At 68.6% G+C, this 10,860-nt stretch carries 10 protein-coding genes; 4 read left to right on the forward strand and 6 right to left on the reverse strand.

From position 1 onward, the window contains the following. Window position 1: 1 nt before the first annotated feature. On the reverse strand, window positions 2-469 hold the full coding sequence (locus AB0F86_RS26630) for a VOC family protein (RefSeq protein ID WP_356987436.1): 468 nt from the start codon (window positions 467-469) through the stop codon (window positions 2-4). 56 nt (window positions 470-525) lie between these two features. On the opposite strand from AB0F86_RS26630, the gene AB0F86_RS26635 reads away from it, so the two are divergent. After that, window positions 526-1,362, forward strand: a complete 837-nt coding sequence (locus AB0F86_RS26635; RefSeq protein WP_356987434.1) for an AraC family transcriptional regulator — start codon at window positions 526-528, stop codon at window positions 1,360-1,362. A gap of 290 nt (window positions 1,363-1,652) precedes the next feature. Then, window positions 1,653-2,105, forward strand: coding sequence for a universal stress protein (locus tag AB0F86_RS26640; protein WP_181697698.1), 453 nt, complete (start codon window positions 1,653-1,655; stop codon window positions 2,103-2,105). Between the two features lie 53 nt (window positions 2,106-2,158). On the opposite strand, the gene AB0F86_RS26645 is transcribed toward AB0F86_RS26640, so the two are convergent. Genes AB0F86_RS26645 through AB0F86_RS26655 form a run of 3 tightly spaced genes read right to left on the reverse strand, consistent with a single transcriptional unit; the run spans window position 2,159 to window position 6,163 of the window. After that, entirely contained in the window at window positions 2,159-4,456 is a 2,298-nt protein-coding gene (locus AB0F86_RS26645; protein WP_356987433.1) for a 3'-5' exonuclease, read from the reverse strand. A gap of 44 nt (window positions 4,457-4,500) precedes the next feature. Continuing rightward, a complete protein-coding gene (locus AB0F86_RS26650; RefSeq protein WP_356987431.1) occupies window positions 4,501-4,839 on the reverse strand; it encodes an antibiotic biosynthesis monooxygenase in 339 nt (112 codons plus the stop codon). Between the two features lie 13 nt (window positions 4,840-4,852). Next, window positions 4,853-6,163, reverse strand: a complete 1,311-nt coding sequence (locus tag AB0F86_RS26655; protein ID WP_356987429.1) for a diguanylate cyclase — start codon at window positions 6,161-6,163, stop codon at window positions 4,853-4,855. A 132-nt stretch (window positions 6,164-6,295) separates the two neighbouring features. Between AB0F86_RS26655 and AB0F86_RS26660 the strand changes: the two genes are divergently transcribed. Next, a complete protein-coding gene (locus AB0F86_RS26660; RefSeq protein WP_356987427.1) occupies window positions 6,296-7,441 on the forward strand; it encodes a beta-ketoacyl synthase N-terminal-like domain-containing protein in 1,146 nt (381 codons plus the stop codon). Between the two features lie 3 nt (window positions 7,442-7,444). On the opposite strand, the gene AB0F86_RS26665 is transcribed toward AB0F86_RS26660, so the two are convergent. Then, complete coding sequence (locus tag AB0F86_RS26665; RefSeq protein WP_225282535.1) at window positions 7,445-9,268, reverse strand: GAF domain-containing sensor histidine kinase; 1,824 nt, start codon at window positions 9,266-9,268, stop codon at window positions 7,445-7,447. Between the two features lie 146 nt (window positions 9,269-9,414). Here AB0F86_RS26665 and AB0F86_RS26670 point away from each other — a divergent pair, with 146 nt between their 5' ends. After that, a complete protein-coding gene (locus AB0F86_RS26670) occupies window positions 9,415-10,194 on the forward strand; it encodes a sigma 54 modulation/S30EA ribosomal C-terminal domain-containing protein (RefSeq protein WP_181697704.1) in 780 nt (259 codons plus the stop codon). Window positions 10,195-10,198: 4 nt separating this feature from the next. On the opposite strand, the gene AB0F86_RS26675 is transcribed toward AB0F86_RS26670, so the two are convergent. After that, on the reverse strand, window positions 10,199-10,831 hold the full coding sequence (locus tag AB0F86_RS26675) for a response regulator transcription factor (RefSeq protein ID WP_181697705.1): 633 nt from the start codon (window positions 10,829-10,831) through the stop codon (window positions 10,199-10,201). Window positions 10,832-10,860 lie beyond the last annotated feature (29 nt).

Genomic DNA, 10,860 nt, shown 5'->3' on the forward strand with positions numbered 1-10,860 from the left:
GCTAATCAGACCCAGCCATCCATTCGGCGATGCGGCGGTCGGCTTCCTCGCGGGAGACGTTCTCGACGCGGGTCATGACCGCCCAGCGGTGGCCGAACGGGTCGATGACGACGCCGTAGCGGTCACCGGTGACGAAGGTCTGGACGTCCTCGGCAACGCGGGCACCGCGGGCGACGGCACGCGCGAAGGCCTCGTCGACATCGGGGCAGTAGTGCACTATCGAGGTGTGCACCCAGCCTTCGGGGGCGCGAACGCTGTTGTCGGCCAGCGGGATTCCGAGCTGCAGAGTGGAGTCGCCGATGAGCAGTTCGGCGTGCACGGGTCTGCCCTCGGCATCGTCGGCGCGGCTGAGCACCTTCGCGCCGAAGACCTCGGAGTAGAAGTCGATGGCCGCCTCGCCATCGGCGACGGCCAGGAAACAGGTGATGGAGTGGTAGCCCTCCGGGATGGGCGCAACAGGATTCGTCATGGCTTCGATCCTGCTCACCCGGCGCCCGCCGGTCTTGTAAGAACGCGACACCGGCGATGACGACCGGCGACCTCGACGACGCGAAGGGGATCCTCCTCCCGCGCGAGCAGGCCAGACACCGCTCGCTGCGACGGCTCGAGGTCGGTCCCGCGCTGGCGGATTTCGCCGACCGGTACTGGGTGGTGCGCTGGGATCTGCGTGGCAGGCCCGCGTTCCGTGCCGAGGTGCTGTCGTTTCCGTGCGTGAACCTCACCTTCGAACGCAGCAGTACCCGTACCGGCGGATTCGTGAACGGCGTGTGCACCACCAAGTACGTGCGCGATCTCGACGGCGAGGGCGAGACATTCGGAATCCGTTTCCGCCCCGGCGGTTTCGGAGCCTTCACCGGCTGTGATGTCGGTGCCTTACGCGACGGTTCGGCGCTGCTCACCGAGGTGCTGCCCGAAGCGGCGGGACTGGCCGAGCGGGTGCTGGCGGAATCTTCCGACGAGAACCGGGTCGGGATCGTCGAGGAATTCTTCGGCGGCCGTGGCGGTGCCGACGATTCGCAGTTCGCGCTGGTGTCGCGCATCGTGACGGCGATGGAGCGGGATCCGGAGCTCACACGCGTGGACCAGGTCACCGAACGGTTCGCGGTGCCCATGCGCACCTTGCAGCGGTTGTTCCGCCGCTATGTGGGCGCCGGCCCGAAATGGGTGCTGTGCCGGTTCAGGTTGCAGGACGCCGCCGATCTGCTCGCTCACTCCGACCCGGATCTGGCCGAGTTGGCCACCGATCTGGGCTATTTCGATCAGGCGCATTTCAGCCGGGAATTCACCGCGCAGATCGGGATGCCGCCCCGCGAATACGCGCGCCGCGCCCGCGCGACGGGCGCGGCCGCCGCAACGCTGTGAACGGGCACGGCGCCGTCGGTGTTGTGACGAAAATCCCAGGCCCGCAGCGGCGTTGATTGTGTTGTGATTTGCCACAATTTCGTCGGCTCACCGTTCGATCGGCGCAGGTGAATGCCGACGACGGCGCCCATAATCCGGTACTGCCGGACAAAGTGACCCAACACTCCCGGTGTGATCTGTTGCGAATTGTCGATAAATCGGCGCGTTGTGGCGTTATGGTCGACGCAATTGCCGCGCCGATGCTCGATTCCCGGGTCGTTCGGCGCTGCACCGACCAAGTTGGAGGAGAGATGACCGCCTACCGGACCATTGTCGTCGGTACTGATGGCTCGGATTCGTCGTACGTCGCGGTGGAGAAGGCTGCGGCGCTCGCTGCCGACGCGGACGCGACTCTCGTGCTGGCCTGCGCCTACTTCCCGACCGATGATCGCGATGTCGCCGCGGCCGCCGATGTGCTCAAGGACGAGGCCTACCAGGTCCGTGGCTCGGCGCCGACCAACGAGATCCTGCACGTCGCCCGCGAGAAGGCGGTGGCCGCCGGTGCGAAGAACATCGTCGAGCGCGCCATCGTCGGCGAGCCGGTGGATTCCCTGCTCGACCTGATCAAGGAGACCAAGGCCGACCTGCTCGTCGTCGGCAACCGTGGCCTCAACACCCTCACCGGCCGCCTGCTCGGCTCCGTCCCCTCGGACGTAGCCCGCAAGTCGCGCTCGGACGTCCTGATCGTCCACACGGTGCGCTAGTACTGGACCGACGAGAAGTGCCGGTACCCGCTGGGTGCCGGCACTTCGTCGTCTCAGGCCAGTGCCGACAACACCTCGGGCAAATCCTCGGTGTGCACCACCGCGAGCCGCTGGGTGGCACGGGTGAGGGCGACGTAGAGGTCGTTGAGACCGCGCGGGGACTCCTTGACGATGGCCTGGGGTTCCACCAGGTACACGCGGTCGAACTCCAGGCCCTTGGCGTCGTGCACCGTGAGGACCTGCACCGATTCGCCTGCCAGCGGGGACAATTCGGGGACGAGAGCGGCGGGGGCGAGGACGGCGGCGGTGCCGGGGGCCTGCTCGGCGGCGATCAGCCGGGCCAGTTCGTCCTGTACTTCCGCAGGTGAAACACGATGTGCGCGAGGGGGATTGCCGGTTTCGCGGACCGAGCGCGGTGCCTGGGCGGTGGGATCGATGGCGGTGAGGACGTCGGCGGCCACCGCCATGATCTCGGCGGGGGTGCGGTAGTTGACCGTGAGCTCGGTGAGCTTCCAGCGTTTGGCCACATAGGGTTCCAGCACCCGCTGCCACGACGACGCGCCCGCCGGGTCACCGGTCTGCGCCACGTCACCGACGACGGTGATCCACCGATTCGGGATGCGGCGCATCACCATTCGCCACGCCATCTCCGACAGTTCCTGCGCCTCGTCGACGATCACGTGCCCGTAGGTCCAGGTGCGGTCGCCCGCGGCGCGTTCGGCCGTGGTCTGCCGGTTGCCGAACTCCTGGCGCTGGGCCAGCTGGGAAGCATCGATCAGGTCGTAGGCCATCAGGATCTCGGGGTCGAGTTCGTCCTCGATGTCCTGGGGTGCGGAACCGGTGAGGATGTCGAGTGCGTCCTGTGCCTCGGCCAGCTGCGCACGCCACCGGCGGCGGGCCCGTTCCCGCTCCTCGGTGTCGTCCACGCCCAGCAGTTCGGCGAGTTCGTCGAGCAGCGGCGCGTCGGCGGCGGAGAACGTGCCGTCGTCGGAGCGGACGAGTTCGGCACGGTCCTCGGGACTCAGCGACTTGGCGGCGCGGTCGAGCCGGGCCGGGTCGGCGAGCAGATCGGCGAGGACCTCCTGCGGGGAGAGCACCGGCCACAGCGCGCTGATCGCGGCCTGTACCTGCGGGTCGGCGCGCATCTCGTCGCCGATCTCGCTGAGATCGGCCGAGCTGAGCAGGCTGGTGCCGCCGGACAGATCGGCGCCCATCGTCGCGGCCAGCTGATCGGTGAGCGCGTCGATCACCGACGAGGCGAAGATCGGCCGTGCGAGATTGTGCGGACGGCGCGAGGAACGCGCCCGGCCACGCGCCCGGGTCGCGATCTTGCGGTCCAGCAGCACCGGGTAGCCGTCGAAGGTGAGCCGCACCGGTTCGGCGGGCACCTCCTGCCGGTCGCGCACCGCCTGCTTGAGCACCTCGAGCATGTCGAGCGAACCCTTGATCTCACCCGCGCGCAGCGAATCCTCCCGGACCGCCTTCACTCCCGGATACAGGTCGCCGATGGTGGACAGCAGCACACCGGTCTCACCGAGCGAGGGCAGCACCTGCCCGATGTAGTCGAGGAAGGTGGCGTTCGGGCCGATGATGAGCACACCACTCTTGGCCAGCTGCTGACGGAAGGTGTAGAGCAGGTAGGCGGCCCGGTGCAGCGCCACCGCCGTCTTGCCGGTGCCCGGCCCACCCTGCACCACGAGCACACTCTTGTGCTCGGAGCGGATGATCGCGTCTTGTTCGCTCTGGATCGTCTCGACGATGTCGTTCATGTGCCCGGTGCGGGCCGCGTTCAGCGCGGCGAGCAGGGCGCTCTCGCCGCCCACGCCGTCGTCGGTACCCACGGCACCGTCGCGTTCGGCGGCGCCAAGGTCGAGGTACTCGTCGTTGATCGCGGTGACCGTGCGGTTGCGTGAGCGGATGTGACGGCGGCGGACCACGTCCTCGGGATTGGCGGTGGTCGCCAGATAGAACGGGCGCGCCAGGGGAGCGCGCCAGTCCAACAGCAGCGGCTCGTAGTCGTTGTCCTCGTCGAGGATGCCGAGGCGGCCGATATAGCGGGCGGCGTCCTCGGTGGCGTCCAAGTCGATGCGGCCGAAGCACAGGCCGTGCTCGGCGGCGTCGTATTTGGCCAGGTCCTCGCTGTAGAGCGCGGTGAACGACTCGCGTTCGCTGCGCGCCTGCGGGGTCCCGCCCGCTTCCAGCAGCACGGTCTTGAGCCGGTTCTGCGCGTAGTCGCGCATGGCGTCGAGGCGGTCGTAGAGCACCGTGAGGTACTGCTGTTCCTGTTCGATCTCGCGGCCGCGCCCGCCCTGGTCGGTGCTGGCGCGGTCGTCGGCGAGGCGGTCGGGCAAAACAGGACTCCTTTGTCACCGCGTTGAGAACAGAGTTGTCGAGTCTACTTGCCCCCGGACGGCAGCGCGCCCGTCGCGGGGAAGAGTTCGTCACCGGTCACCGGCGTGAAGTGCTCGACCACCGGGAAAGGCTCGTAGAAGTGATGCAACAGCGCACGCCAGCGCTGATATTCCGGCGACCCGCGAAACCCCTCGGTGTGATCGCTCAGCCGCTCCCATCGCACCAGCAGCAGATAGGTGTCGGTCCGCTCCACACACCGCGACAACGACAGCCCGCCGAAACCGGGCATACCGGCGATGATGGGGTAGGCCTGCGCGAAGGCCTCCTCGAAGGCGGCGGCGCAACCGGGACGGACGGGCAGCAGGGCGTGTTCGACGATCACGCCGACCAGTGTGTCAGGACGCGTGCGTGGTGTGGTTGCGGCGACCGGAGGGCTTGTCGCGGTACATGGCCAGATCGGCGTCGTGCAGCACCGCCTCGGGGGTGCGGCGTTCGTGCGGGCCGAGTTCGGTGACGCCGATCGAGGCGCTGACCTCGAGACGGTGCCCGCTCGCGATGATCGGCTCGGCCATGGTGACGCGCAGCCGTTCGATCAGACGCGGCAGATCGGTGCGCTGCGGTTGCCCGGCGAGCAGCACGAGGAACTCGTCCCCACCGAGCCTGCCGACCACGTCCTCGGCGCGCAGCGCCCGTTGCAGCCGCTGGGCGACGATCTGCAGGACCGTGTCGCCGATGGCGTGGCCGAGTGTGTCGTTGATCGCCTTGAACCCGTCGAGATCGATGAACAGCACGGTAGTGACCAGGGTGCCGCCCTCGTCGGCCAGTGCCGCCGACAACTGCGACAGGATCAGCGACCGGTTCGCCAGCCCGGTCAGGGCGTCGTGGGTGGCCTGGTACTCGAGCTGCATCTTGCTGGCCCGGTACTCGGTGACATCGGCGAACGACGACACCCCCGCCGAGTCCGGGCTGTCGGGATTGAGCAGCCGACAGTTACACGACAGCCACACCTGCTGACCGTCGGCCCGGCGCACCCCGAACACGAACCGCGTCACCGGTTCGCCGGTCGTCAACGTGTGCGCCATCGGATGCCTGCCCACGGGCAGCGGCTGACCCTCCCAGTCGATCATCGTGACGGGCAGCTCGTCGAAGCGCGCACCGAGGACCGGCGCGGAGTCGGCGATGCCGAGGATGCGCCTGCCCGCCGGATTGATCGATTCGAGCCTGCCGCGCCGGTCGACGACAAGCACACCCTCCTCGAGCTGGGAGACCACGGTGGTGAAGTACGCTTCGGCCTGCCGTGCGGAGGCCTCGGCGGCCCGCTGCGCGGTCAGATCGTGCACCACCACCTGATAGGCCAGTTCGCCCTGCCAGGCCGTGAGCACCGACACCGTTTGCACGGGCACCTTCCGCCCGTCGATGCGCAACAGGTCCATCTCGGTCGGCGGTGACGCCGCGCCCTCGGCGGTGAGCTGGGCGATCCGGTCGAGCATCGGTGGAATGGAGTCGGGGTGCACGAAATGGGTGATCCGCAATCCGAGGAGATCCTCGGCCGTGTGCGCACCGAGCAGTTGCACCATCGCCGGATTCACGTAGACGATCACACCCGCCTCGTGCACGCAGATGGCATCGGGTGTGTGCTCGACCAGCGAGCGGTACCGCTGCGCGAGCAGCTCGGCGTTCGCCGCGTCGGTGTTGGGTTTTCTCACTGCGATACCCCCGATCTCGGCCTGGTCTTCGGATGACACACCGGACTATCGTGGTGACCCTCGACGAGATCCGCGAGGAGCGACGTGAGACCGGAAGGACGTCCCGGCGGCATGGCCCACCGAGTCGATTCTATGTCGATCGGTGGTATCGGTGTGGTCTCCGGTTACGGCTGGGGCCGTGAACAATTGTTTCAGGGGGTGCTGGGGGGAAAACCGGCCGCCGGTCTGTATCCGGGTTACGGGCCGGGACGTGACGAGCACGCCTGGGTCGGCCGGATTCCCGACGGCGGCGACCCGGCGCACGGTCGCGGATTGTTCGGGCGTGCCGTGGTCGCCTCGGCTGCCGAGGCGGTGGCCGACGCCCGCTCGCGTGGCTGGCGCGACGAGGGCCGAACGGTCGGTCTGGTGCACGCCATCACCCTCGGCGACGTGGCCGACTGGCGCGATTTCTACCTGCGCGACGGCGGACACCGCCGCTCCCGCGACTACCTGCCGATGCTGCCCTCGACGCCCATCTCCGTGGTGATGCAGCGCTACGGCTTCCACGGGCCCGCCATGAACGTGTCGGCGGCGTGCAGTTCGGGCAATGTCGCCGTGCTCACGGCGCGGCAGTGGCGCGACGCGGGCCTGGTGGACGACGTGCTGTGCGTGAGCACCGACCTGTCGGCCACCCCGGAGATGCTCGAGCATTTCGTCGGGATGGGTGCGGCCGTGTCCGATGTGGACCCGTTCACCGCGTGCCGCCCGTTCCAGGAGGGCAGCCTGGGGTTCGTGATGGCGGAAGCGTCGGTGGCGATGCTGCTCACCGACGCGGTGGATGAGCCTTACGCGCGGGTGCTCGGCGGCGCCATGAACAACGACGCCTACCACGTGGTCTCGGTCGAGCCGACGCACGAGCAGTACCTCGAATGCGTCCGGAAAGCCTTGCGCGACAGTGGGGTAGCGGCCTCGGAGGTGCACTACGTGAACGCGCACGGCACCGGTACCCGCCAATGCGACGCCGCCGAACGCGACGTGCTCACCACCGTTTTCGACGACCAGCCGTCGATCATCTCGGTCAAGCCGCTCACCGGTCACTGCCAGGGCGCCGCGGCGGCCGTCGAACTGGCGTTGATCGCGATGTCCTACGACAGCGGCGTCGTCGCGTCGGCACCGGTCGTCGCGCCTGCGCATCCGCGATTGCTCGACGGGCCGACACCGATGCGCGGAGGCCTCACCGTGAATCTGTCGATGGGGATGGGCGGCAACAACTCCGCCCTCGTCGTCGGTCCGGCCTGAGGTTCAGTCCTCGCCCGCCTCCGGCCCACCCGCCAGGGCGAAACCGCCGGTGTTCGGTTGGTCCTGTGGGAGCGGAACCGCCCAGCGCAGCCGCGTGCCCGGCATCTCCGAATGCTCGCCGTCGGCGTCGGCTCGCATCGCGGGTGCGATCTGGAACCGGCCGCCCGCCTCCACGGCGCGCTGCTCGAGATTGCGCAGTCCGCTGCGGATGACGTGATTGGGGATGCCCCACCCGTTGTCGCTCACGGTGATCGTGAGATCGTCGGCCACCTCGATCACGATGGCAACGGTGTCGGCGCCGGAGTGGCGCACCGCGTTGCTCACCGCCTCGCGCACAACGGCTTCGGCGTGATCGGCCAGTTGTGGGTCGAGCACCGAGAGCGGTCCCGATACCTGGATGGTCGCGCGCATCGCGATGTCGGCGGTCTGGCGCCGGATCGCCAGTTCGAGCCGCTGTTGCAGCCCCTCGCTGTGGCCCGAACCGCTGGCGTGCAGATCGAAAATGGAGGTGCGGATCTCCTGGACCACCTCCTGTAGATCCATGATGACTGTCGAAAGGCGTTGCCGCACTTCGGGAACGACCGCCTTGGGCATGGTGGCCTGCACGGTGAGGCCGATCGCGAACAGCCGCTGGATCACATGGTCGTGCAGGTCGCGGGCGATACGGTCGCGGTCGGCGACGATATCGAGCTCACGCATCCGCCGTTGCGCGTCGGCCAGGCGCACCGCCAGCGCCGCCTGATCGCAGAACGCGGCGGTGAGCTCGAGCATCTCGTCGGAATAGGGCGCGAAGCCGGGTGGGCGGATGGTCACCAGCACGCCGAGCGTGGCGTCGGGTGTGCACAGCGGAAGGACGAGAGCCGGTCCGGCACCGGGTAATTCGGCGACCGGGAAGTCCACGCCGAGGACGACCTCGGACACGTCGTCGAAGCGCAGCGGTGTGCGCCTGCTGAAAGCGTCGCCGAGTACCGTGCCCGCGATCGGGATCGTCTGCCAGTCCTGGCCGGCGTCCGGGCCGGTCCACTGGGTGACGACCAATTCGCTGACCTCGCCGGGGGATTCGTCGGGCACCGGTACCGAGGCCAGAAACGCCTGGTGCGAACCGGTCAGCCCGCGTGCGTGGTCGACCACGTGGGCGAGCACCCGGTCGGATTCGGTGCCCGCCAGGAATTCGGTGGCGATGTCGCGCGTCGCCTCGATCCAGGCCTGTCTGGTGCGTGCCTGCTCGTAGAGGCGCGCGTTGTCGACCGCGATGCCCGCCGCCGCGGCCAGCGCGAGGACGAGCACCTCGTCCTCCTCGGTGAACGGCTGCCCGTCGGACTTCTCCGTCAGGTACAGGCTGCCGAACACCTCGTCCCGGATGCGCACGGGGACACCGAGAAACGAGTGCATCGGCGGATGGCCGGGCGGGAAACCCACCGAGGACTCGTGCTCGGTGAGATCGTCGAGCCGCAGCGGTGCCTTCTCCGCGAACACGGCGCCGAGCACACCGCGGCCCGCCGGTAATCGCCCGATCCGGTCGCGGATGTGTTCGGGCATGCCCTCATCGATGAACTGCGCGACCTGCTGACCGTGCCCGCGGACCGCGAGCGCGCCGTAACGGGCATCGACCAGGTTCATCGCCGTCCGCACCATGGTGCGCAGGGTTTCGTCGAGATCGAGACCCGCGGTGACCGTGAGCATGGCCTCGACCAGGCCGTCCATCCGGTCGCGCGAGCCGATCATCACCTCGACCCGGTCGGCCACCTCGCCGAGCAGGGCGCGTAGGCGCTGCTGAGACGCGGTGCGGCCCGCCGAATAGCGGCCGCTCCGACCGTCATTCGCCATCGCCGTATCCCGTCGCCGCCCACCTTCGTACCGAGTCAGGAGAAGTCTAGTCCTCGAGGTTGGGGACTTTCGGCCCTTCTACCGCACCGCGCACAGTGGTGGCATAGGGCAGCGGGGGGACGCCGGATCGAGAAGTGGGGCAAGAGATGTATTCGTTGTCGAGCACCCAGCACTGGACTACCGCCGCCGACCCCGAGCTCGCGGTGACCACCCGTGGCGAGGTACCGGCTCAAGACGTCACCCGCGCGGTGCGTGCCATCACCCGCGTGATGCGGCGCCATCATCTCGACAGTCCGGCCCGGGTGCGCGTCACCGCTCCGCGCGGAAACGACGAGCCGACCCTGGTGCAGGCCAACATCCGCACCAACGACACCCTCACCCGTGTGCAGGTCACCGGCCCGGGCGGGTTCGCGGTGACATTCGCCGCCGAACGTCTGGACCGGCAGCTGGCGCGCCGCGCTGGTAAGGAAGCACGTGGCGCCTGGCCCGACCCGGCCCGGCGCCCGCTGGCCCAGGTCACCGAGACCCGCCCGATCATCCGCCGCAAAGACTGCGCCCTGATGACCGGTACTCCGCTGGAAGCCAGCACCGTCCTGGACGCGATGGACTACGACGCCTATCTGTTCACCGACGCCGATACCGGCGAGGACGCCATCGTCACCTGGGCCGACCCGCACGGTGTACGCCTGGCCCGCCAGCACCGCACCGTCGCCGCGGGCGACTCGGCGCACCTGCCGCTCACCGCCAGCGCCATGCCGGTGCGGGTGGTGCAGGACGCGGCCCCGGTCTTCGCCGAGGACGAGGCATCGGATGTGCTGTGCCGTGGCGGCCTGCCGTATCTGTTCTTCACCGACAGTCACAGTGGCCGGGGCAACCTGCTCTACCGCCGCTACGACGGGGACCTGACCATCGTCGTCCCGTCCTGATTCTCTATGGTTCGCGCAGCTTGGTCGCCAGGACCGCGGCCTGGGTGCGGCGTTCGACGCCGAGTTTGGCCAGCAGGCGCGAGACGTAGTTCTTGACCGTCTTCTCGGCCAGGAACATGCGGGCTGCGATCTGCCGGTTGGTGAGGCCCTCGCCGAGGAGTTCGAGCAGGCGGCGTTCCTGGTCGGTCAGACCCGCGAGGGGACCGGTCGGTTCGGTGCTGCGGCGCAGCCGGGCGCGCAGGGCGTCGGCCGCGCGGGTGTCGAGCAGGGAGTGACCGGCGCCGACCTGCTTGATAGCGTCGGCCAGCTTCATCCCGTCGATGTTCTTCACCACATATCCGCTGGCACCGGCCAGAATGGCGTCGAGCATCGCGTGCTCGTCGGAGAACGAGGTGAGGATCAGGCAGCGCAGGTCCTCGAACTCGGCCAGCAGATTGCGGCACAGCTCGATGCCGTTGCCGTCGGGTAATCGGACATCGAGCACCGCCACATCGGGCCGGCTCTCCCTGATCCGCACCATCGCCTCGGCCACGCCACCTGCCTGACCGATCACAGTGAGTTCAGGATCACCCTCGAGCAGGTCGATCAACCCTCGCCGCACGATCTCGTGGTCGTCGACCAGAAACACCTCGAGCACGGCGGCCCCTTCATCACGTAGAACGTCCC

It is taken from the genome of Nocardia sp. NPDC023733 (genome assembly GCF_040639775.1).
In the GTDB taxonomy this organism is placed as follows: Bacteria; Actinomycetota; Actinomycetes; order Mycobacteriales; family Mycobacteriaceae; genus Nocardia; species Nocardia rosealba.

Bases quoted from the DNA above. Each gene is read 5' to 3' on its own strand.
- AB0F86_RS26635 (WP_356987434.1), top strand. From the start codon at position 526: ATGACGACCGGCGACCTCGACGACGCGAAGGGGATCCTCCTCCCGCGC.
- AB0F86_RS26640 (WP_181697698.1), top strand. From the start codon at position 1,653: ATGACCGCCTACCGGACCATTGTCGTCGGTACTGATGGCTCGGATTCG.
- AB0F86_RS26665 (WP_225282535.1), bottom strand. From the start codon at position 9,268: ATGGCGAATGACGGTCGGAGCGGCCGCTATTCGGCGGGCCGCACCGCG.
- AB0F86_RS26670 (WP_181697704.1), top strand. From the start codon at position 9,415: ATGTATTCGTTGTCGAGCACCCAGCACTGGACTACCGCCGCCGACCCC.
- AB0F86_RS26660 (WP_356987427.1), top strand. From the start codon at position 6,296: ATGTCGATCGGTGGTATCGGTGTGGTCTCCGGTTACGGCTGGGGCCGT.
- AB0F86_RS26630 (WP_356987436.1), bottom strand. From the start codon at position 469: ATGACGAATCCTGTTGCGCCCATCCCGGAGGGCTACCACTCCATCACC.